At 59.5% G+C, this 22,523-nt stretch carries 20 protein-coding genes; 10 read left to right on the top strand and 10 right to left on the bottom strand.

What is annotated here, in order from left to right:
* Positions 1-406: 406 nt before the first annotated feature.
* Entirely contained in the window at positions 407-3,385 is a 2,979-nt protein-coding gene (secA, locus tag QP093_RS06485) for a preprotein translocase subunit SecA (protein ID WP_285015735.1), read from the top strand.
* An 85-nt stretch (positions 3,386-3,470) separates the two neighbouring features.
* On the opposite strand, the gene QP093_RS06480 is transcribed toward secA, so the two are convergent.
* On the bottom strand, positions 3,471-3,953 hold the full coding sequence (locus QP093_RS06480; RefSeq protein WP_285015733.1) for an Rv3235 family protein: 483 nt from the start codon (positions 3,951-3,953) through the stop codon (positions 3,471-3,473).
* Positions 3,950-5,053, bottom strand: coding sequence for a LysM peptidoglycan-binding domain-containing protein (locus QP093_RS06475; protein ID WP_285015731.1), 1,104 nt, complete (start codon positions 5,051-5,053; stop codon positions 3,950-3,952). Before QP093_RS06475 ends, QP093_RS06480 begins: the two co-directional genes overlap by 4 nt.
* A 162-nt stretch (positions 5,054-5,215) precedes the next feature.
* Between QP093_RS06475 and QP093_RS06470 the strand changes: the two genes are divergently transcribed.
* Entirely contained in the window at positions 5,216-5,788 is a 573-nt protein-coding gene (locus QP093_RS06470; protein WP_058237018.1) for a hypothetical protein, read from the top strand.
* Positions 5,789-5,795: 7 nt separating this feature from the next.
* Here QP093_RS06470 and QP093_RS06465 read toward each other — a convergent pair whose 3' ends face one another.
* A complete protein-coding gene (locus tag QP093_RS06465; RefSeq protein ID WP_058237829.1) occupies positions 5,796-6,011 on the bottom strand; it encodes a helix-turn-helix domain-containing protein in 216 nt (71 codons plus the stop codon).
* A gap of 249 nt (positions 6,012-6,260) precedes the next feature.
* Between QP093_RS06465 and QP093_RS06460 the strand changes: the two genes are divergently transcribed.
* The 3 genes from QP093_RS06460 to QP093_RS06450 are packed head-to-tail and all read left to right on the top strand — an operon-like array spanning position 6,261 to position 8,795.
* Positions 6,261-6,890 (top strand): CpaB family protein, encoded by a 630-nt coding sequence (locus tag QP093_RS06460; protein WP_157886371.1) that lies wholly within the window; start codon positions 6,261-6,263, stop codon positions 6,888-6,890.
* Positions 6,887-8,197, top strand: coding sequence for a CpaE/TadZ family protein (locus tag QP093_RS06455; RefSeq protein ID WP_285015726.1), 1,311 nt, complete (start codon positions 6,887-6,889; stop codon positions 8,195-8,197). The genes QP093_RS06460 and QP093_RS06455 overlap by 4 nt, the downstream gene beginning before the upstream one ends.
* 46 nt (positions 8,198-8,243) lie before the next feature.
* On the top strand, positions 8,244-8,795 hold the full coding sequence (locus tag QP093_RS06450; protein ID WP_157886370.1) for a DUF6912 family protein: 552 nt from the start codon (positions 8,244-8,246) through the stop codon (positions 8,793-8,795).
* A gap of 12 nt (positions 8,796-8,807) precedes the next feature.
* Here the strand turns inward: QP093_RS06450 and QP093_RS06445 are convergent, their stop codons facing one another.
* Genes QP093_RS06445 through QP093_RS06435 form a run of 3 tightly spaced genes read right to left on the bottom strand, consistent with a single transcriptional unit; the run spans position 8,808 to position 14,130 of the window.
* The gene (locus tag QP093_RS06445) at positions 8,808-11,999 is read right to left on the bottom strand and encodes an AAA family ATPase (protein WP_285015722.1); all 3,192 of its coding nucleotides are present in this window, start codon (positions 11,997-11,999) and stop codon (positions 8,808-8,810) included.
* On the bottom strand, positions 11,996-13,267 hold the full coding sequence (locus QP093_RS06440; RefSeq protein WP_092649116.1) for an exonuclease SbcCD subunit D: 1,272 nt from the start codon (positions 13,265-13,267) through the stop codon (positions 11,996-11,998). Before QP093_RS06440 ends, QP093_RS06445 begins: the two co-directional genes overlap by 4 nt.
* Positions 13,268-13,320: 53 nt before the next feature.
* Complete coding sequence (locus tag QP093_RS06435; protein ID WP_058237012.1) at positions 13,321-14,130, bottom strand: inositol monophosphatase family protein; 810 nt, start codon at positions 14,128-14,130, stop codon at positions 13,321-13,323.
* Between the two features lie 93 nt (positions 14,131-14,223).
* On the opposite strand from QP093_RS06435, the gene QP093_RS06430 reads away from it, so the two are divergent.
* Positions 14,224-14,964, top strand: a complete 741-nt coding sequence (locus QP093_RS06430) for a glutamine amidotransferase (protein ID WP_074026193.1) — start codon at positions 14,224-14,226, stop codon at positions 14,962-14,964.
* 101 nt (positions 14,965-15,065) lie between these two features.
* Here QP093_RS06430 and rsgA read toward each other — a convergent pair whose 3' ends face one another.
* The 3 genes from rsgA to QP093_RS06415 are packed head-to-tail and all read right to left on the bottom strand — an operon-like array spanning position 15,066 to position 18,078.
* Positions 15,066-16,139: a ribosome small subunit-dependent GTPase A gene (gene rsgA / locus QP093_RS06425; RefSeq protein WP_285015714.1), complete on the bottom strand. Its 1,074-nt coding sequence runs from the start codon at positions 16,137-16,139 to the stop codon at positions 15,066-15,068.
* Positions 16,136-17,575, bottom strand: coding sequence for a 3-phosphoshikimate 1-carboxyvinyltransferase (locus QP093_RS06420; RefSeq protein WP_285015712.1), 1,440 nt, complete (start codon positions 17,573-17,575; stop codon positions 16,136-16,138). Before QP093_RS06420 ends, rsgA begins: the two co-directional genes overlap by 4 nt.
* Positions 17,572-18,078 carry a DoxX family protein gene (locus QP093_RS06415; RefSeq protein WP_070726395.1) on the bottom strand — a complete coding sequence of 169 codons (507 nt, stop codon included), beginning with the start codon at positions 18,076-18,078 and terminating at the stop codon, positions 17,572-17,574. The genes QP093_RS06420 and QP093_RS06415 overlap by 4 nt, the downstream gene beginning before the upstream one ends.
* A 187-nt stretch (positions 18,079-18,265) precedes the next feature.
* Here QP093_RS06415 and QP093_RS06410 point away from each other — a divergent pair, with 187 nt between their 5' ends.
* The 4 genes from QP093_RS06410 to QP093_RS06400 all read left to right on the top strand — a co-directional run bounded on the left by QP093_RS06410 (position 18,266) and on the right by QP093_RS06400 (position 21,749).
* On the top strand, positions 18,266-18,991 hold the full coding sequence (locus QP093_RS06410; RefSeq protein WP_285015710.1) for a sigma-70 family RNA polymerase sigma factor: 726 nt from the start codon (positions 18,266-18,268) through the stop codon (positions 18,989-18,991).
* On the top strand, positions 18,988-19,299 hold the full coding sequence (locus QP093_RS06405) for a hypothetical protein (protein WP_058237008.1): 312 nt from the start codon (positions 18,988-18,990) through the stop codon (positions 19,297-19,299). Before QP093_RS06410 ends, QP093_RS06405 begins: the two co-directional genes overlap by 4 nt.
* Before the next feature lie 175 nt (positions 19,300-19,474).
* Positions 19,475-19,549, top strand: coding sequence for a 50S ribosomal protein bL37 (locus QP093_RS10120; protein ID WP_371935780.1), 75 nt, complete (start codon positions 19,475-19,477; stop codon positions 19,547-19,549).
* Positions 19,550-20,339: 790 nt separating this feature from the next.
* Entirely contained in the window at positions 20,340-21,749 is a 1,410-nt protein-coding gene (locus tag QP093_RS06400; RefSeq protein WP_285015707.1) for an Nramp family divalent metal transporter, read from the top strand.
* A gap of 34 nt (positions 21,750-21,783) precedes the next feature.
* On the opposite strand, the gene QP093_RS06395 is transcribed toward QP093_RS06400, so the two are convergent.
* Complete coding sequence (locus QP093_RS06395; protein WP_285015704.1) at positions 21,784-22,386, bottom strand: GDSL-type esterase/lipase family protein; 603 nt, start codon at positions 22,384-22,386, stop codon at positions 21,784-21,786.
* Between the last annotated feature and the right edge of the window lie 137 nt (positions 22,387-22,523).

The raw sequence follows: 22,523 nt of genomic DNA, 5'->3' as shown, positions 1-22,523 counted from the left end.
TCGTGCCGCCATTCGCGCGTGCTCATCTCTTGAGCCCGCGCCTTGTACGGGTTCATCCTTCATGCGTGCCCCTCTTGTCCGCCTTCTGTGCCCCAACTGTCGATCTCAGCTGACTGCAGCGAAGGGCGGATATGCCTATACGCCTGTGACCTGCATGGCTAGAGACAAGTTTGGCGTGGCATCTGTGCGGTAGGGCGCGAGATCGACAGTTGGGGTTGTGGGGGAGTGAGAGGACGGTCGAATACGCGACGACAGGGTGCTGAGTGTGGCTGAGAGCGAAAGAGTTGAATGCCATTAATCGTTTGTGGCAGATTTTTCGTAGACTGTATAAGCGTGATATGCGCCTTTTAACTAGAGTGCGTGCACGTAGGGGCAGAGTGCCTCGAATGAGACGTCAGGAGAACCGGTGTCACTGATTGACAAAATCCTCCGAGCTGGAGAAGGACGAACGCTGAAGAAACTCGAGCGTATCGCGAACCACGTAGATGCACTTGAAGAGGATTTTAAGGCACTGACCGATGAAGAACTTCAGGCTAAGACCCCCGAATTCAAGAAGCGCTACGAAGACGGCGAGACGCTGGATGAACTGATGGTGGAAGCGTTCGCCACAGTTCGCGAAGCTGCCTGGCGGACGCTGCGTCAACGGCCATTCCACGTCCAGGTGATGGGCGGCGCTGCCCTGCACATGGGCAACATTGCCGAAATGAAAACCGGTGAAGGTAAAACTCTGGTTGCCACGATGCCCTCGTACTTGCGAGCCCTCACCGGCAAAGGCGTCCACGTGGTCACCGTCAATGACTACCTGGCGCACTATCAGTCAGAGCTGATGGGACGCGTCTACCGCTTCCTCGGCATCAGCGTCGGATGTATCCTCACCGGCCAGACCCCAGACGAGCGACGCAAACAGTACGCCGCCGATATCACCTACGGCACGAACAACGAGTTCGGGTTCGACTACCTGCGAGACAACATGGCTCAGCGCACTGAAGACATGGTGCAGCGCGGCCATGCCTTCGTCATCGTTGACGAGGTTGACTCGATCCTGATTGACGAGGCGCGTACGCCTCTGATTATTTCCGGGCCGGCGACCGGTGATGTCAACCGGTGGTACACCGAGTTCGCGCGCATCGCGAAGCTGCTGGAACGCGACGTGGACTACGAAGTCGACGAGAAGAAGAAAACGGTTGGCATCCTGGAACCCGGCATCGATAAAGTCGAGGACCAGCTGGGCGTGGAGAACCTGTACGAAGCCGCCAACACGCCGCTGATCGGTTTCCTGAACAACTCCATCAAGGCTAAGGAACTCTTCCACCGCGACAAGGACTACATCGTCAGTAAGGGCGAAGTCCTCATTGTCGATGAGCACACCGGCCGTGTGCTGCCCGGGCGCCGTTACAACGAAGGTATGCACCAGGCGATCGAAGCGAAGGAAAAGGTCCAGATCAAGGCTGAAAACCAGACGCTGGCAACCATTACGCTGCAGAACTACTTCCGCTTGTATCCTGAGGGGTCACGCTCCGGTATGACGGGTACGGCTGAAACGGAAGCCGCCGAATTCTCCAATACCTACAAGATGGGTGTCATTCCGATTCCGACGAACCGGCCGATGATCCGTAAGGATCATTCCGACCTTGTGTACCCCACGCTGAAAGGCAAACTCAACGCGATCGTTGAGGATATTGAGGAACGCCACAAGGCTGGACAGCCGATCCTGGTGGGCACGACGTCTGTGGAGAAATCCGAAGTGCTGTCCAATATGCTGCGTCAGCATCACATCTCCCACCAGGTGTTGAACGCCAAACAGCATGAGCGTGAAGCTCAAGTCGTGGCAATGGCTGGCCGCAAGGGCGCAGTCACCGTTGCCACCAACATGGCTGGCCGTGGTACCGACATTATGCTGGGCGGCAACTCGGAGTTCATTGCGCAGTCCAATCTTGCTGCCAAGGGTCTCGATCCGACTGAGAACGCTGAGGAGTACCGCGAGGCGTGGCCGAAAGCACTGGAGGAAGCCGAAGCGGCAGTTGAAGCTGAACGCGAAGAGGTGCGCGAGGCCGGTGGCCTGTACGTCCTAGGCACTGAGCGCCATGAGTCGCGACGCATTGACAACCAGTTGCGTGGTCGTTCCGGCCGTCAGGGAGATCCGGGCGAGTCTCGTTTCTACCTGTCAATGGAAGATGACCTGATGCGCCTGTTTAATTCAACGATTGCGCAGCGCATTATGGCCTCGAACGCATACCCGGAAGATATGCCACTGGAGTCCAAGGCTGTGTCACGCTCCATTGCCAGTGCACAATCGCAGATCGAAGGCCGTAACGCTGAGATCCGCAAGAACGTCCTCAAATATGACGACGTGATGACCAACCAGCGCGAGTTGATTTATGACCAGCGTCGTCAGGTCCTTGAGGGTGCTGACCTGCAGGATCAGGTATCCTGGTTCATGGATCGTCTGGTTGAATCACTCATTGCTGAGCACACGCAGGAAGATTCGGCTCACGATTGGGATCTGAACGAGCTGTGGGCAGCGTTGCGCTCCTACTACCCGGTATCAGTGAGCGCCAAAGAGGTGGCCGAAGCTCACGGCGGGCAGGACTCATTGGTGCGCGATGACCTGAATTTTGAAATCAGGGGTGACATCCACACGGTTTATGAGCTGGGCGAGGAGCAGCTCAAACAGAACCCGTTGGCAATTCAGCAGCTCGGGGAAGATCCGATGCGTGACCTCGAACGCCGTGTCGTGCTGGCGACGGTCGACCGCCTGTGGCGCGAGCACCTGTATGAGATGGACTACCTCAAGGAAGGCATCGGCCTGCGTGCAATGGGACAGCGCGATCCTCTGGTCGAATACAAGGCTGAGGGCGCGCAGATGTTCCAGGCGATGATGGAGCGTATCCGCGAAGAATCGGTTCAGCAGATCTTCGGCTACCTGCACCAGTTCGAACTCGCGTGGCAGCGTCTGCGCGAACAGGGCGTGCTCTCACCTGCTGGTGAACAGGACGATGAGGCTGCTGAAGAAGACACGACCGGAGCGCTGGAAACTGCTTCAGCGCTGTGGGATTCGGAGGATGACGCCAAGGAAGGGAACTCCGACGAGGCGTCAGAGGCTGAACGTGAACAGCAGCGCCGGATTCGTCAGATGCAGCAGGAAGCCGAGCAAAAAGCTGCAGCTTCGTCTGCAGCGCTGGCGCGTGCTACATCTGTGATGGGTGATGTGGGCCAGCAAAAGCAGGCAGCACGCTTGAAGTATTCATCGAGTAACACCGGTGGCGAGGCGTCGCCTGCTGGCGGTCGGACTGCTGGACGAGGCAGGAGCGGTAACGCGGCTTCGTCTGGCGGCGGGAACCGTGCGCAGCGTCGTGCTGCGGCCAAGCGGAGGAAAAACCGCTAAGGCATCGATACCTGGCAGGCGAGAGATCCGCTCTCTTTGCAGGCGAATTCCCTATGCCTCCTGACAGGTAGTGCGCGGGCAGATTCTAAATGATGTCGAGAGCGGTGGCGAGCCATCGCCCTCGAAAATCTTCCAGCCTCAGCGCTGCTGCCCTGATCCGGCCGCACACCGCAAAGACGACGGTGGTTTCAAACGTCCCAGGTTTGATGGCGCACGTGCTCACTGACATGACGCGACATGGGGCAGGGCTGGTGCGCCGCGCGGGGAGCGCGCCGCCCGGATCGAAGTCCGTGGCATCAATCTGGTCGTAGAGCCCCGGCACGACCCACCGTCGAAGCTGCATGATGGGTCTGCGTCCCAGCAGAACCTCAATGATGCCGCGCGTCAGGTTGGCTGCCCACGTCCCTGCGTCGGGCAACATGTCGCGCGCAATGGGGCGCGCCGGATCGGGCTTGAGGCGCTCTTCAAAATCGAGGACGAGCGGGGTGGGCATATCTCGACGCATATCCCATCTCAGGCAGCCATCTGTGCTGCGGGAGTAACGTTCGGCTGCGCGTATCGTGCTCATGAGTTCTCCTTAGGGGGAATCGTGATAACTGTTCCTGGGTGGATCAGGTCAGGATCGTCTCCGATTACCTCAGCGTTCGCATGGATCAGTCGCTCGACATGGCGGGCGATCGTGGCATCGGATGCTGAGGCGGGGAGGGATGTTTCAGCGATCGTCCACAGACAATCGCCAGGCTGGATTTCGTAGTGGGTGGCGCTGCCCGTGTTGGACGAAGCGGTGTTGTGGGTGGGGGCGGGCGAAGCATCGTGTCCTGCGGTGCCAACACCGTGTGAGTGGACGGATGAGGCTGCCTGTCCGGCAGAACTTAAACCGTTGGAGGAAACAGGTGAAGCAGGCTTCCCCGAGGAATCGATGCTGTATGCGTGCGAGGGGGAGGCGGGCTGCTTGGATGAGTCGGTGCCCTGGGAAGCCGATGATCCAGCAGGGTGGCTGACTTGAGACGGAGTGTTCTTCGCAGATGGTGCAGAGTGCTCGGTCTGTGTCGACGGCCCAGAGTGCGAGGGTGCCATCGCGTTGCCTTCTGGTTGAGTGTCGTGTGGCATCTGGTGAGAAGGGGAGGGAAGCTGTGCGCTTGGACCTCCTGATTGCGCTGTCGAAGTGGATTGTGCGGTCAACGCTGGCCAGGTCAGATCATCGGGAATCGTGGAGTCACCCTCGTCGATGGAAGAAAAGGGAAGAACGTGCGTGGCAGATGATGTACTGGTCAGAGAAGGGGTGGAAGGCGTGAGTGGCGCGGCAAAAACCGGCATTCCAATAGCGCTGATAGCGGTGGTCGACACGCTCAACGCCAGAGCATGACGCGCGATTACTGCGCGTGCCTGCTGCGTGCCGAAGCGACGAATAAAACGAATGAGAGCCCGCGACAGTGCATCAGTGCGCGACGAAGCTGTCGCGAGGAGTGCCAGGAAGACGCAGAGCTGGTTCCATGCCAGAAAAACCGTTGCAACACAGGCGATGATCAGAGCAATCAACAGCTCCGGTCGATACAGATCACCTGATCGCACAATGAGGACAGCGAGGTAGGCGGTCAGTGCCAGGAGAGGTACACCTGCCCAGGCAGTGACCGTCACCAGCCCACGATTGCAATCAGTTCCATCCATGACATCCGTCTCGACTACGTATCCAGACCTGCTGTCTCCATTCATATCGAACTTCTTTCGTATCAGTTGATGTTAGTTCGTAAGAATTGATTAGAGTGTGCACGAAAGAATAATTGATGTCAAGTGGTGGCAGTTCCTTTTAGTTTGTGCCACACTGTGCGCATGGATCTGGATCGCCTTCTGGCAGACTTAAGTGCGCGCTTCGATGCTGAACGGCGCGAGGAAATGGACATTCTTGTCGACGAGCTCGCAGATGTTGAATGTGCGCGTGTAACGATGTCAGCGCGCCTGCTTGCGACGCGGGGGAGTAACTTGAACGTCTTACTGCGCGGAGGTGAGCGCATGGCAGGGATCGTTCGAGACTGCGCGCGTGAGTGGATTGTGATCGACAATGGGGTACACATGGTGCTCATCCCGGCTCACGCCATTGTCGCAGCCTGGCCGCTGGGAAGTCGCGCAGCCGATGAGTCAGCGCTGGCACATGAGGTGGCGATCAGTCACGTTCTGCGCGCGCTGAGAGATGAGAATGTGTACGTCGTCATCGACCATGAAGGCGGCCAGCACGCAGGATACGTCTGTGCTGTCATGGGTGACCACTTTGATCTTGAAAGCATGTCCAGCGGGCAGGCTCTTGACACGCGTGACTTCACCACTCCAGTCGTCATGTCGCTGTCGACGGGTGGGATACGCACGCTGCGTGCGCCGAGCCAGATGGCAGATTCGCTGATGATCTGACGCGCCGTTAGCTGTGAGCCGATTCGACCTTCATGCGCTCACGAGTAGCCGCGTACTGATCCTGAATGTACTGCTCGAGAACACTGGCTTCGACCCGCCATGCCTTCTTGCCGCCAACCTGGATTGCAGGAAGTTCCCCCGACGTCACCAGTGAACGGGCGGCGGACATCGTCAGGTTCAGTGTTTCAGCGACGTCGGCCAGTGTCAGGAATCGTGAAGTCATACCCATATCATGACATTTCCTTTCAGTTCAGTAAAGCTTTATTCACTTGTTGTGGATATAGTGCGGTGTTCATCGAAAGTTGCGTGTCCACTTTGTGAGCATGTGGACGAGGCGAGAGGACTCCTCGACGAGGCCTCATGTGTGAAGATGCAGGTCAGAGCGAACTGACCGCAAAGGCAGTGTGTGGGGGCGAGCGGAAGTTTTTGTGGATAACTCCACATCGAGGAAAAAACCGGGCATGATGTGGGAGTGCCACATATGAAGAACACCGCCCGAATACCGCGCCGGCGCAGCGTCATACGTGATCCGCGATTCCTGATCGGCATCGCACTCGTCACGCTGTCTATCCTTGCGTGCACACTCCTTGTATCTCATGCCCGCGGCGGAGTAAGCATCTATCAGGCAACGCGCGACATCGCTCCGGGAGAACCGCTGGATACGTCGAATCTGCAGATCGTGGATGCACGGCCCGAAAGCAATGCGTATGTGCAGCGCGATGAGCTTCCTGACGGAGCGCTGGCGTCGCACAGCATCGGAAAAGGTGAGCTGATTGCAACGGGAGCAGTGACAACAGACGAAGACGACGATTATCGCCGCCTCGTGATCGACATAGGTGCCGGACTACCGGAGTCCACTGCTACCGGCACATCCATTGAACTGTGGTCGATCCCTTCAGCCTCCATGAGCAAAGACCATCAGTCCCACCCAACGGTCGTATCGGGCAACGCCGTTTTTATTCGCAGTGTCGAGGGCGCCGCAGGAATCGGTGCTGCATCGGTGCACAGAATTGAAGTACGTATCCCATTTTCTGACGTCTCAGCCGTGCTTGAAGCTACGGGAGGAAACGGAACGATCACGGCCGTTCCGATCGGACAATGAGTGGGCCGATCGGTGTGATCGTGTGCGCGCCGACCCAGACGGAGGGGCGCCTCGTCCAGGCGATCAACGAAAGCGAGGAGTTTACTGTGTCGCGCCGGTGCGCTGACCTGACGGAAGTGCGGGCATGCGCGCGCTCATCGGTTGCACAATGCGCCATTATTGATGCTGATGATCCTGACCTTGATGCCCGCATAGTGGAGGACCTGCACGCGCACCATATCGGTGTCATTGTTCTCGCGCCCCTGGCTGATGCGCCGTCCTTACGTGCGCTGCATGCTGATGGAATTGCTCAGCCCGATTCACCTGATGGGATCGTGGATTCGCTGCGCGCCTTGGGGATGAGTGCATCTTTTTCTCCGGAGAGCGGTGAGCTTCCCCAAACGGGGGAGGATGCGTCCGGCCGACGGGAAGCCCAGATAGCGCATCAAAAGCGCTCCTACGCATTTGCCGACGGTGATGACGAGTTATCAGACGGGCAGCGCAGCGTTGACGGGACTGCGGAATTCGGGAAGATCGTCTGTGTGTGGGGGCCGTCAGGTGCTCCCGGAAGGTCGACAATAGCATTCAACGTGGCGGCGGGTGCGTCAGCCAGTGCGCGCGTCCTCCTCGTCGATGCTGACACGTGTGCACCATCCCTGGCTCATATGGCGGGTATTGCGCAGGATGCGTCGGGTATCGCTGTGCTCTCACGGACTGCTGCGCGCACTGATGTCGGAGCCGACGAGATTCGGGGAGCTGCAGTACCACTGACCGATTCCCTCGACATTCTCACGGGAATCACGTCGCCGCAACGTTGGCGTGAGGTATCACCGGCAGCGGTGGTCAGCGCACTGTCGGCGGCCCGCTCGCTGTATGACCTCATCATCGTGGACGTGGCTGCAGCAACGCTGGATCCGGTGGCACCGGGGAATCGGCATCAGGGGTCGCGCGATGACCTGGTCGCGGCAATTGTGCGGAACGCTGATGCGGTGATGTGCGTGTTTCGTGGTGATTCTCTGGGTATCAATCGGCTTGTGGACGCGTATCAGTGGGTAGGCCAGATCGCCCCGCACGTCGAGCCGATCCTGGTGGCCAACCATGTGTCATCGTCGGGAGCAGGGCCTCGACCTGTCAACGCGATTGTCCAGGCCCTCGCTCCGGTGATTCCCGGGCGCAGTATTCAACTTGTCCCGGAGGACTCGCGCGTGAGCGCCTCCCTGCTGCACGCGCGGGCAATTGTTCATGCCGAACCTGATCAGCCGGTCGGTCAGGCGTTGGCCGCGCTGACCCAGGTGGTGTTGGCTGTGCTTCCTGAACATGCTGCGTGATGCTCACCGCGGCAAGCGCGCGGCACTGATGTGGGACACTGGAGGCATGCGATTGTATGTGCCAGCGGTTTTAGACGAGTTATCTGCCGATCAGCCGCCTGTTCGACCAGGGTATGTGGCGATTCTTGAGGATGGGCTTCGAGGCGACGACATTGAGGAGCGTGAAGACTCTGCGATGAACCAGGCTGCTCTCGCCTCACTCGAATTGATCCGCGATCGCCGCGATGCAGAGGACGAAGAAGATGGTGATGAGGCTCGCGCATGCCTTGATTCACCTGCCTTCTGTGTGCCGGCACGCCGAGTTGTCATCGCGTGTGAGGCTGAGGCTGAGGTCAGCGATGAGGCAGGCGACCTGGCTGCTGTGCATGTTGCACAGGCACGTCCCCAGACGTACCGGTGGGATGATGTGGTGGCTTTCTTCATTGATGACGCGGAGGCGGCGCCGCTGGTTGAGCGCGTGACGCAGGCCCTCACTGAGGACGATGTGACCGGGGCTCTTGACGCGCTGTGGGATGAACCGTTGCTGTGGTTTGACGCGAGTGAGCGCACCACGTGCGCTGGTGGTGGCATCGTCAGCTGCGGCCGTACCCGCGTGTGATTCTCGAGGTGCCTATGCGCGTACCCGCAGTGTTGATCCTCCCGATGCCACTGGTATGACTTCGATCTGGTCTAAGATCCGCGACGTCATGTCTGCGACGTGCGAAATCACGCCGATGGTACGCCCTGATGTGTGCAGGGACGCCAGCTGCGCCATCACCGTGTCGAGGGTGGAGGAGTCAAGTGACCCGAAGCCTTCATCGATGAACATCGTGCGCAGTTCGATGCCACCGTTTTCGGTGGTCACGACATCGGACAGGCCCAGTGCCAGAGCAAGGGAAATGTAGAATGTTTCTCCTCCCGATAACGTCTTCGGGGAGCGTACCTTGTCTGTTTCATGGTCGAGTACCGTCAGGCCGAGGCCTTGAGCTTTATTGCGCGAATAGTCCTTGTCTGAACGAATCAGCTCGTAGCGCCCGTTCGAAATTGTCATGATACGAGGGTTAGCGCAGGCCAGAACGTCATCCAGTCGTCTACCGAGCACCCAGTGGGACAGAGAAGTTTGCGGTGAGTCCGCCGAGAGCTGACCCGATGATGCCAGCTGCGAGAGGTAGTCAAGCGGCCCGAACGCGTCGCGGTTCTTCACCAGTGTGTCGAGGCGTTCCTGAACAGTTGCCACAGCTTTTTTCACATCGGCAGCAACCTGCGAGCTGGCGCCGGCACGTTGGGCTGCTTCACGCGATACTGACTGAGCGTCTTCGTAGCTGCGCGCTGCGGCGTCAACGTCGGGACTCCGGGACGTGTCAACGTCTTTCAGGCGCTCGGATTGCAGGGAATTGTGCACGTGTGCGTCATCTCGATCAAACGCTGTGATGCGAGCATCCATTTCGTTGATTGCCACGTCGGTGCGCATGTCAGCGCGCACCTGGGCGGTGCCACCATCGCCTTCAGCGTAGCCGTATCGTTCGAGGGCATCCGCCTGTTCAGCCAGCGCCTGGTCGACGGCAGCTCGCGCGTGGATGGCGTTTTCACAGGCATGTCTCAATGTGTCAATGGCGTCGATCTGCACTGTGATGTCGTGATCTATGTCCTGCAAGGTCGCTTCGCCATCGCCGTGGACGCGCGCCGCTGTACACCGCTTCTCATCAGTATCTAGAGCTGCCTGCGCCGTTTCAATGTCGTGAGTCAGGCGATCACTGCGGCGGAGCAGGTCACGGCATGATTCGTCGTCACGTGTGCGCTGCGTCCGAAGTTTCTCGGCGGTCTTCTGGTCGTGTTGCACCGCTTGTAGAGCAACTTTCAGAGCGTCGATTGTGCGTGCTTCGTCTGCCAGTGCGGCTGTCAGATCCTCCACGCTTCCGTCAGCTTGCTGCCCGAGGGCATCCCATGTGGAACGAATCGATGCGCATTGCGCGCTTAATTGGGTGAATGCATCCTGTTCCTGCTGATACTGCACGTGCAACTGGTCGATGTCAGCAGGATCGACGGTGCCCGCCTCGCCTGCCTGGGCAGGGGACGGGTGCTCGGTTGAGCCGCACACCGGACACGGCTTCCCGGATTCCAGAGTCGAAGCAATACGCAGGGCTGACTGCGCGAGCAGTGCGCGCCGCGCCTGCTGTATAGTGTCATGAACTGTGTCGATGCGCGCCTGAGCTTGTTCAGCTTCGCGTATCGTGTCTTCTAACTTCTGAGCAACAGTGACGGCACGGCGCGCGGCGTCGAGCCGCTTGTCGAGAGCCTCGTGGCGCGTTTGAGCCGCGGTGAGGTCGATCGAAGCGGTCGTTGCCCGCTCATCGGACGCAGCCAGGGCTTCCAACTGTTCGGCATCGTTTCGCATGCGCTGACGCAGCAACTCCTGCTGCCGGTTAAGCTGCTCGAGCTGACTTTGTAGCCCCTGCAAGGCTTCGCGTCGCTCTGGCAAAGCGGCCTCCACGGCGGCCAGTTCAGAGATTTTGATGTGGCGAGCGTGCAGAGTGTCATGGGCGCGGGTCAGCGTGAGCACCGTGGCAGCTATCTCACTGTCATCTGCCAGGGAAGGCTCGCGCGATTCGTCGGTGTCCAGACCTGACAGGTAAGCAGGATCGACGTGGGCACTGCGGGCAGCAGCCATCGCGTCCGCCAGTGCATCGCGCGCGTCGACCTGGCGCGTTCGAGCCTCGTCCAGGCGATGGAGAACAGGAATAACGTGAGCTGCCTGGCGTGCTCGAGCCAGTTGGGTGCGCACTGCGTCAATGTCTTGACGCTCAGCGTTGAGTGTGCTCGCGCGTTTTTCCAGTTCGATGCGCTCACGCACACGCCGGGCGAGGTCAGTCGCGGCTTGCAGCTGCTTGCCTAGTTCTTCTGCAGTGTCCGCACACTCATGCGAGCGCTTCAGATCATCGTGTGCTTGATGCTCAAGAATCCTCTGACCATCCTCCAGATGCGTACGTATGGCAGCATCGTCAATGCCGATTAACTCGACCAGCATGGCGGCAGTGATCGGTGGAGAATCGTGTGCGCTGAGATCTGCCGTCGACTGGCTTTCGTCGGACCCACTTTCTTGGGCGCTGGGCGGCGGTGTCGAATCAGGGTCTGTGTCACCGAGTGCCTGCCATAACTGCGCGGGCAGTGAGTGAATCAGTGAACTGACCCGTTGCTGATCGTGTTCGAGGCTTCCTCGCGCCGCCTTAGCCTTCTCCTTCAGTGCCGTTTCGAAATTGACGAAAAGAGAAGTCTGGAAGATGCTGGATAGCAGTGCGTGACGATCTTCAGATGAGGCAGTGAGAAACTGGGAGAATTTTCCCTGCGGCAAAATCGCTGTTTGCAGATACTGAACGCCGTTAAGACCGATGAGGTGAGTGATCTCAATATTCGTATCTTTGACTCTGGAACAGAGCGCATCGACGGTGACGTAGGTGCCGGATTCGTCGGCTCGAACCTTTTCCAGGTGAGCACTCTGGTTGATGGCAGTCTTACGGCCTTCACGCGTGAACTGGGGAGTACGCGTCACGCGGAAGATACCCGCATCTGTTTCAAAGACCAGGGACACGCGCGAGGGTGCCTTCTCATCAACCAGCGTTGAACGCAGACGTGCATTATCTGCATCGCCTTGACGTGCAACTGTGCCGTAAAGCGCGAAGCTCACGCAGTCAAGAATCGTCGATTTTCCAGCCCCGGTCGGACCGTGCAGCAGGAAAAGCCCACCATCGTCGAAGCGCGTGAAGTCCACTGTGTGGTGAGAGATAAACGGGCCAATACCTTCCAGATCAAGGCAACGAATTTTCATTGGACGCTCCTGACCTGGATCTGCTCCCACACTGAATCAATGACGGACCGCTCTGCTTCATTCAGGGAACGGCCGATCGTCTGCTCGAAGTACTCGTCAATGACGGCACGATCTGAGCGCGCGGCCTGTCTGCTCGGACCGGTAAGGCGTTGGCTGGCGGGCACGGGTGGCGCATGCAAGATGGCGAGCGCGTAGGGAAAGACGTGACGGATGCGTGCAATCAGGTCACGCGGACGAATGTCGTCAGTTACCGTGATCGAGACGAAGTCGTCTCTCTGCTCCGCATACTGGTCAGAAATAACCTGTTCGAAGGGCCCCTCGATCACGTCGAGATTGCGCCAGATAGGGGTGGGAACGGTCTCAATGTCGGTGAGTGTGCCTGCGTCAATATGAAGAAGCGTCACCGATTGGGTGGAGGAAGCCTCAGAAAAGGAAAACGGCATAGGTGATCCGCTGTAGCGGATCGTGGCGCTGCTTCCGCTGATATTTTGCGGCCGGTGGAGGTGGCCGGCAGCCACATAGTCAATACCGTATTCGTCGAAGACACCCGCTGGCACCGAGGCGACCCCACCGACCTGGATGTCGCGTTCTGATTCAGATGGGGCTCCGCCTGTGAAGAATGCGTGCGACATGACGATTCGCACGCCGTCATCGCTGTTCAGAGTGCCACTGGACTCATCGTTGTCACGCCCGCCGTCATGTCCGCCGGTCACCTCACCGCTGCGCATACCGTGTCCATGGTGGCGAGCCTCGATATCGGCACCGATTCGGCGCAACGCAGCACTTATGACGGCCTCATGCGAACGCACCAACGGAATCGCCTGGCCATCCTCGTCAATAATGTCAGACAGGGGTTCGCGCACCAGGTCAGGCTCGAGGTAGGGAATCGCGTAGATGGTGGCATGCTCACCGTCGCTGGACGTGACGACGATGGGGCGGTCAATGTCCTCGATGGTGGAAGCAATCGTGAGTGAGTCTTGAAGAAAAGGAGCGAGGTAGCCCAGCCGAATGGCGGAATCGTGATTGCCGGGAATGATGATGACACGAGTCAGTGAACATAGGCGAACAAGGGCGTCCGACAGAGGACGGAGAACGTGGGCGGGAGGGACTGCTCGATCGAATAAATCGCCGCTGATGAGGAGCGCATCGACGTGGCGCGACTTCACCAGATCGATGAGCCACTCGAAGAAGAGGTCGCGCGCTGGGGACAGGTCGGCCCCGTGCAGGGTGCGGCCAACATGCCAGTCAGAGGTGTGCACAATCAACATGCTGTCAGTGTGCCCCATGCCATGTGCATTTGCGTACCGCCCCGGCAAACACCCTAATCAGAGGTGCTGTCAGGCCAATCCAGCTGGGTCAGAATCTCCTTGTGAATCAGTCCGTTGGAGGCACACGCATTGTCACCCCACGGGCCGTCCTCGCCGGTCAACGACGTGAAAGAACCGCCAGCTTCAGTCACAATCGCACAGCACGCCGCCATATCCCACACGTTCAGTTCCGGTTCGCATGCTGCATCGACCGCACCTTCAGCGACCAGCATGTAGCTCCAGAAATCACCGTAGGCACGGGTGCGCCAAAATGATGACTGTAGCTGGAGGAATTGCCCTCCTCGATCATGGTGGAGCCATCCGTCCAGCGAGGAATACGACAGGGACGCATCCTCGATCGAATCCACCTTCGACACGGAGATTTTCTTCGCTCGCATCAACGAGGTGCCGGTCCACGCTCCCTGGTCAGCAGCAGCCCACCAGCGCCGCTTCAACGCGGGCGCAGAGGCAAGTCCCATCACGACCCGATCATCTTCAACCAGAGCGATCAGCGTTGCCCACACCGGCACACCGCGCACAAAATTCTTCGTCCCGTCAATCGGATCGATGATCCACCGGCGGGCAGAATGGCCCGACGAGCCTCGTTCCTCACCGACTACCGCGTCGCGCGAGCGCACGTGGGACAGCTGGGAGCGGATCAAATCCTCCGCCGCACGGTCAGCATCGGTTACGGGAGTGAGGTCGGGCTTGGACTCAACCTGAAGATCCTGCGCACCGAAACGATCCATCGTCAGCGCATCCACCTGGTCTGCGAGGACGTGCGCCAGGCGGAGGTCCTCAATGTAACGGCGAGTATCAGACATGCTTCTACAGTATCGGCATTTGGCGTGTAAAGTCCTATCTCACGGCGGCGCTTCGCTGAGCGCAGCGGGACACATTCCGTTTACAGTATGGACATGTCACAACCATTCCTCATGCTGACCTCACGTAGCGAAGAAGTCGTTGCACGCGATGAGCTGATTAACCTGCCGCGCCTGGCAGGCCTGTCATCCGATGAGATCGTCCATGTGCGAATGGAAGCTGACCCCTTCCCATCAGTCAACTTCGACGAGTATTCCGGAATCATTCTGTGCGGATCACCGTTTGACGTGGCCGCTCCTGAAGACCGGAAAAGTCAGGTACAGCACGATATTGAGCGTAATCTTTTCGCACTCTTTGACCGCCTCCTCGACGAGTCCTTCCCCTTTTTCGGAATCTGCTACGGCCTGGGTCTACTTGCTGTGCATCAGGGCGGACGCGTCGGACCTGAAGCTGCCGAGGAGATCTCCGCACCGCAGATGACACTCACGTCTGCCGCCGCAGGGGATCCGCTGTGCGAGGGAGTGCCCGACACGTTCCGCGCATTCGTCGGCCACCACGAGGCCGTGACCGCCATGCCTGACAGTGCTGTGCTCATTGCGCAGGGACCGTCTATCGCGCCAGTGCAGCTGATCAGGGTAGGGGAGTCGTGCTGGGCCAGCCAGTTCCACCCCGAACTTGATCACGCAGGTATTGACGTGCGAATCCGCGAATATGCGGACCGGGGTTATTATGCGCCGACTGAACGTGCCCGCATTGAGTCGGAAACCGCGTCGGCCGATGTGTCGGGCGCGCACTTATTCCTGCAAAACTTCGCTCGCCATTTCCGCCGGGGCTGAACTGCTTCTGGCTGCCAGGCTGATCTTCGCGGTCGGCTCAGCTCCCGCAGTCGGTCTGGCCCCTCAGGGGCGGCTAGCCCGAGTGCGCCGATCGGCGCGCGTCAGTGGTGAGCTCTTGCGCTAGCCGTGGACTCGAGAAGTCGGCGCGCCGAATCGACAATCCTGCGCCGCCTGTCCGATTCGTCACTGCTGACCGGTTGCGCGTTGAAAGGTTCCTGCCCACTGATCCATGCGTCCAGCGCGCATGAAGGCTCCGACTCCAGATGCGTGCACATCGGCAAGCACCACGAACACACATCCTTCAGCTCAGGGAACACCGCCAGTACATCGGATTCGTCAACGTGGGCCAGGCCGAAGGAACGGACACCGGGCGTGTCAATCACCCACCCGCCTGACGGCAACATGAAAGCTTCCAACGACGTGGACGTGTGCCGCCCTCGTCCAGTCACGGCATTGACGTGACCCACACTGCGATGCGCATCGGGTACCAGCGCATTGATGAGCGTGGACTTACCCACTCCCGAATGGCCGACGAGCACCGACGTCCTGCCTTCCACGTGAGCGCGCAGTTCCTCCAAACCAGTCGTGACCTGCCCACAGCCGCCTTCATCGGTTCCTGTTGCTGTCGTCACGACAAAGGGGACACCAAAGCCGTCGTAGGTACGAATAATGTCGTCAGCAGGCGCCAGGTCAGACTTCGTCAGGACGACGAGGGATTCCATACCTGCCTCATGTGCGGCAACCAGACACCGGTCAATCATCCCGATCCGAGGCGGCGGACTGGCCAGCGCCGTAACGATCACCATCAGCTGCGCGTTTGCCACGATGATCTTCTCGCGCTGTTCAGGCACATCCTCACGCGAGCGCCGCAGCACCGATGAGCGCTCCTCAACAGCGACGATGCGCCCCAGAGTATCTTTCGCACCCGACAGGTCTCCCGTCAGCCGCACTCGGTCACCGACAACGACAGAGCCGCGACCCAGCTCGCGAGCCTGCACTGCAACAATGCGTACACCGCTATCGGCGGCAACAATGAAACGCCCGCGGTTAATCGCAATAACGCGACCCAGCGGGCGGGTCGACCAGTCCGGGCGCTTCTTGGTGCGCGGCCGGGATCCTCGACCAGGACGCACTCGCACCCGCGGATCATCAGTGCCGATATCGCGTCTGTTCACTGATCCCCACTTTCGGCCGATGCGACCGTCGCCTGCCACAACGCGACAAAATCAGGCAGTGTCTTACCTGTCGTCCCAATATCGAAGACGCGCACGCCGTCCACCACCAGTCCGATGATTGCTCCGAACGTCGCCATGCGGTGATCGTGATACGTGTGCAGGTCCGCTGCGTGGAGCGCTCGCGGGCGAATCGTCAGCGCATCAGGGTACTCTGTTACGTCACCGCCCAGTCGCTCGATCTCGGTGCGCAGAGCGCTCACACGATCCGTTTCATGCCCTCGCAGATGACTGATTCCCGATAGATGCGACTCGGTCGATGCGACAGCTGCCAGCGCCGCCACGGTCGGCGTCAGCTCACCGATGTCACTCATATCACGGTTAACGCCGAGCAACCGGCCACGCTCAGGGCCCTTCACGCAGAGGATCTCGTCGGCATCCACGTTGACCTGCCCACCCATCTGCTGAGCGATCTGACGAAACGCGTCACCGGGTTGCGTCGTGTGCACGGGCCAGTGCGGGATTCGCACCTGCCCACCGGTGACCAGAGCAGCAGCGATGAACGGCCCGGCGTTCGACAGGTCGGGCTCGATGGCAACGCGGCTCAGGATCGGTAGCTCCGGCTCAATAATCCACGAGGGAGCCTGTGCGTCGGTTGGTGTTGTGCTGCCACAGGTCGCACTGTCAGGGCCGTTCAGGCCACCCTCGTCTGTGCCGGAGCGAACGGTCACACCCCATTCCTGGAGGGTCCGCACGCTCATCTGAATGTGCGGCAGAGACACCACCCGGCCAGTGAGTCGAATCTGAACCGGCCTGTTCATACGGGTGGCGAGCAGGGGAGCGCTCAACAGCAGCGCTGAGGCAAATTGTGACGACTCGTGTGTATCAACGTCAATCGTCATCGGTGCATGGCGGTTGGTCACGCCATCACTGCCGCAAATATCAGCGGGAATCCCGTCGAGTTCGAAAGGCAGGAAACCTGGTTCGCCATGACAGGTGATACGAGCGCCGGCACTGGTCAGAGCGCTCAGGAGTGCATCCAGAGGGCGTACGCGTGCTCCCTCGTCGCCGTCAAAAAACGCGTGCACGCCGGCCGCGGCGCACAGGGCGGGCACGAAACGCATGACGGTTCCGGCAAGGCCGCAGTCAATGTGTGCGCGCGCCTCGCCCATCGTGTGCCGAGAGGGACGCACGCGCGCCGATCCTGTGGAATCCCAATCGACAGTGCAGCCCAATTGTTCGAGCGCATCGGCCATCAGGCGTGTGTCACGCGAATCCAAAGCTCCGTCGATCACACACTCATTCGTACTCTGAGCGGCCAGAATGAATGCACGATTGGTCAGCGATTTTGAACCGGGAACTGTGACGCTGGCATCGATTCGCCGGTGAGGTTCGATGAAAGGCGCGGACCAGAGGGGAAGCAAAGCCCCCGCCGTCATGCCTGATAGACCTCCGAAGCGTCATCCCATGCCTGACTTCGTGCCGCACGCAGCTCGGAGCGGTGATCGGCCCAGTTGCGCAGCTTCCACGTTGCGGATGGGCGACCCTCACGGTCGGTCGAGGCGATGACCAGGCCGCCGAACAAAGCGAAATCCTTGATCAGGCCGTTCCTCCACGCAGCGCGCTGATCGGGGGTTCCCTCCGTCCACACGGGGTTGTTCACCAGAGCCAGAGGGATGGAGGTCAGAGCCAATACCGCTGCAGAGGTTCGTGTGGCCTTGCCCAGAGCCAGTGACACTCCGGCGACAGCGGTCACGCCGCCCAGTGCGCGTGTGGCAAGTTTGAGCTGGCCATCGCTCAGCGTCAGGCCGGTCTTGTCAAGCAGCGGACGTGCCGGTTCAATGCGCTCCACGTGTTCGTCAGGATTCCTGATTGCGCTCACCCCGGTTGCAATGAATGGGAGTGCGAGCAATGGTCGTGCGACTAGGCGAAGAATATTCATGATCCTATGGTCTGCCCTTCTGGATGATCTGGCGACTGTGAAGAAGCGATGGAACAAATTCAGTTCCCCGCTCGTTATGAAGTATATGAGGCAACAGAGCATCCGCGGGGCTTTTCAGGCAGGTGACACGCGATATCAGGTGGGTGTGACCGGCCTAGCCGGCCATTTGGCACTAATGTGGATGCTGATGGCACACACGTTCACTCACACCCACAGCGCCGAGGATACCGCTGCTGAAACGGCTGCGGATCTGGATCCGTCGACGCGCGTGGATGGTGAATCTGACGGCGGGCAGGGCACCCTCGTCAATGAGTCTGTGGCCAATGGATCTGCGCTTAAAGAGTCTGCGCCGGTGGGGAAGAAGGAACGTTTCGAGGCTGAAGCACTCCCGCTGCTTGACCAGCTCTACGGCGCGGCACTGTCGATGACGCGCCACCGGGCTGATGCTGAGGACCTAGTGCAGGAAACATTTGAGAAAGCCTACGCAAAGTTCGACCAGTACAAGCCGGGCACGAATATCAAGGCCTGGCTGTACCGGATCCTGACCAACACGTATATCACGCACTACCGCAAGGCCAAGCGCTCCCCGAAACGCTCGGGCACGGAAACGGTGGAGGACTGGCAGCTGGTCGATGCCGCGTCTCATTCGGAAGAGGGATTGCGCTCAGCTGAAGCCGAAGCACTTGACCGCATTCCGTCCGACCAGGTACGCGACGCGATGGAGGACTTGTCAGAGGACTACCGAGTGGTCGTGTGGCTGGCGGACGTCGAGCAGCTCAGTTACAAAGAAATCGCTCAGACGCTGGACATTCCAATCGGCACGGTAATGTCGCGTCTGCATCGCGGCAGGGCGGCATTGAGGAAATCTTTGGCAGGCCTTGCGCGCGAATACGGGATAGGAGACAACGCATGAGATCACTCATTCACATCACCTGTTCCCAACTGCGTGCACACGTCGGCGAGATCGTGGATGTCGAGATGCGCACGTGGTCGGATTGTCACGACGAGGGCGACGCTGCGCGCGCGATCCCGATCGAAGCGTTGGATGAGCGGGCGGCTGAGCTGTTGGTTGCTCATGTGCAGCGCTGTCAGACCTGTCAGCGAGCCATCCAACGTGAGCGCCAGTTCCGGCAGATGCTCAAGCGGGCCTACTTGGCGCGCACGGTGCGTGCGCCTGAATCGCTGCGGATGCGGATCTGCAGCGTGTATGAACAGGAGTAATTGGCAGGGCTTGTGGACCTGAGAGCCAGGGTCGACGGGCGTGAATGCCGGGGCAGTGGAGGAGAGTACCAAGGCCGGGGACGTGAGATTGGTTTCGATTAGCCTGAGATATTTGTGACTTGGGTCAGTCTATGGAAAACTGGGCAAGTTGATTCAACAATTTGAGGAGGCCGTGATGTCGAAGCGTGGTCGTAAGCGCCGTGCACGTCGCAAGAACGCTGCCAACCATGGCAAGCGTCCCAACTGCTAGTTGGTGTGCGAGCAAGCTAATCTGACGCACGTCACTGACCGGATCTCACGATCCTGAGGCCGTGCGAGTAAAGCCCAGCATCTCATGGTGCTGGGCTTTTTTATGTGCCTGGGGCGACAGGCGGTCGCGGGCGGGGAGCGCGTTGGAATGGGGTTAATACCGGGTTAATGCCCGAAATGTGGGTTAATGCGCGAATGTCTGTATGGCGTGAGCGGTACACGCCGGTTGTGGACTTGAAGGGCTGACATTCGGCTCCGCAAGCGCAGATCTAGCTCGAGTAGGTGCACATTCCCCTAGATCTAACTTGGGCAGGTGCACATTCCCCTAGATCTAACTTGGGTAGGTGCACATTCCCCTAGATCTTCGCTTTTTTGTGCACGAACCCCTGGAAATAATAAGCCTGTCCTTGGGCGAGTTTTCAAAAGCGCTGGTCACGGGCCATGAGTGTGTCTGTATGCATCTCCGCTGACGCTTTATCTAGGGGTATGTGCATTTTGCGAGTCAAATTTAGGGGTATGTGCAACGAGAGACCTTAAATCTAGGGGTATGTGTATCGAGAGATCCACTTTGGGGTCGCTGGTCCTAGGTCATGACAGGCGCTGTGAAGTGTGGCGCAGACATCTCGAGATGAATTCCGGGTAGCCGAAAAAGAGGTATCGTATACCCGTGAGGTTCTACAAATGGTTCTATGCCGTGGGTCTGGGAAGCTGCCTGGGCTTATTCGAGGCCAGGCGTTTGAGGGGATTCCTCCTCGCACCGAGGGATTGGTAAAGTGAAAGAGAAAGTGCACGTGAAACGTGAGAGTGGAGTGCGCACGACTGGACGCGACGATGCAGCACCGCGCACAGACGGTCGCCGGCATTTAGTGACCCTTGCTAACGGGCCGTCTCTGCAGGAGATCAACGGAACTGTGGCGATCCCTGATAAGAATGCGAGCTTCCTGTGCCAACTCTTCGCTTTTTCGGGCCCGGGCGCCCTGGTCGCGGTAGGTTACATGGATCCGGGCAACTGGGTAACTTCCATCGGCGGCGGTCAGCAATACGGGTATCTGCTGCTCAACGTCATTCTGGTTTCCTCGCTGATCGCGATGCTGCTGCAGTACATGGCAGCCAAACTTGGCATCGTTGCCGGCATGGACCTGGCGCAGGCTACGCGCGCCCACACCTCGCGCACACTCGGGCTCGTCCTATGGGTCGTCACCGAGCTCGCCATCATGGCGACCGACCTGGCGGAAGTCATCGGCGCAGCTATCGCCTTGCACTTATTGTTTGGACTGCCGCTCATCGTCGGTGTCCTCATCACCGTCCTCGACGTGCTGCTGCTCTTGCTGCTGATGAGCGTCGGTTTCAGGAAGATTGAGGCCATCGTCGTCACGCTGATTCTGACGATCATGGCGGTTTTCCTGTACGAGGTCATCCTTGCGCAACCCAGCATCCCCGACATGGCGAAGGGTTTCCTGCCGTCACCCCAGACGCTGAGCCGCGGCGAACTCACCATGGCACTTGGCATTGTGGGCGCAACCGTCATGCCCCACAACCTGTATCTGCATTCATCCATCGTGCAGTCTCGTTCCTACAACCGACATGACGAGGGCGACCAGGCTCGCGCCGTACGTTTCGCTACGTGGGATTCGAACATCCAGCTGGGTGCAGCGTTCGTGATCAACTGCCTCCTGCTGCTTTTGGGTGCTGCGCTCTTCTTCGGTTCCAGCGAGGACCTGTCCACATTCGGCTCGCTCTACGATGCGCTCCAGGATCCCTCGCTGGCAGGTACAGTTGCCAGCCCGGTTCTGTCCACGCTCTTCGCTGTCGCACTGCTGGCCTCGGGCCAGAACTCAACGATTACCGGCACGCTGACGGGCCAGATCGTGATGGAGGGTTTCATCAGGCTGCGCATTCCGCTGTGGGCGCGCCGCGTCATCACCCGCGTCATCACTGTGATTCCTGTGTTGGTCTGCACGATTGCATTTAATGGTTCCGAGGTCGCCCTCGAAGAACTCCTGGTGGGATCGCAGGTATTCCTGTGCATCGCATTGCCGATTTCAATGGTGCCGCTGGTGTGGCTGACATCGTCGAAGAAAATCATGGGGGAGCGCTTCGTCAACGCGAAATGGGTCGCAATCCTGGGATGGGTGTCCACCATCGTGCTGACAATCCTCAACCTGAAACTGATCCTCGAAATCGTTGGAGGGTGGCTCTGATCAGCGCGGCAACCTCGCCGCGGCCGGCAGGGTGTTACGGCATCGGGTCAGCGTCCACCCACTCAAACCAGCCTTGGTGAAGAACCAGGTACGCCATCAGCGCGTATCCGGCTTGCGCCGGCAACGTGAGCTCATGGGGGGAGCGGGCAGTGGATGCGGCCATGTCAGCGATCCACTGGTCATGTGCGACCAGGGGCTCCAGGCACGTCACGTAGGTGATACCCCGGCGGTCACACACTTCCGCACATGCTCGGTCAAGGGCCGCCAGCTGCTGCTGCTGGGCTCCGGCCAGAGGCGGTGGGCCGACCACAAGCGTGGAGATGCCGCGCTCGCGCGCACGGTCCACAATATTGGCCAGATTCAGGCGTGACCGCGGTGTGGATAACCCACTGGGCACGTCGGCCGCACCAACGGCTACCACCATGTGCAATGTGTCGGATGAGGAAATCCGCGCGTTGACTTCACTTTCCCACCTGGCAGCGAGACCTGCGGTTGTTTCTCCAGGAACGGCGAGGGGCATGACGGCGGGGGCTGAGGCAAAACGGGTGCGTGCAATGACGCGTCCAACCCACCCCAAGGCCCGGGGGTCACCGGTTCCGGCAACCAAGTCATCACCGATCACGCAGATGCGCTTCACTGGTTTCCTCCTTCATGCACCTTCCACTAGATTAGCCGCTCGCAGCGCCCATCACACGTAACGCAAGCTGGCAGGTCAGATTCTGGCCCGACAGGTGTTCAAAGGTATGTGGGAACGACGAAGAAGCTCCGCAGATC

Origin of the sequence: Pauljensenia sp. UMB10120, assembly GCF_030212035.1 — a bacterium.
GTDB lineage: Bacteria > Actinomycetota > Actinomycetes > Actinomycetales > Actinomycetaceae > Pauljensenia > Pauljensenia radingae_A.
Note: the sequence above shows the minus strand (reverse complement) of the source record. Positions and strands in the feature narration are given on the sequence as shown.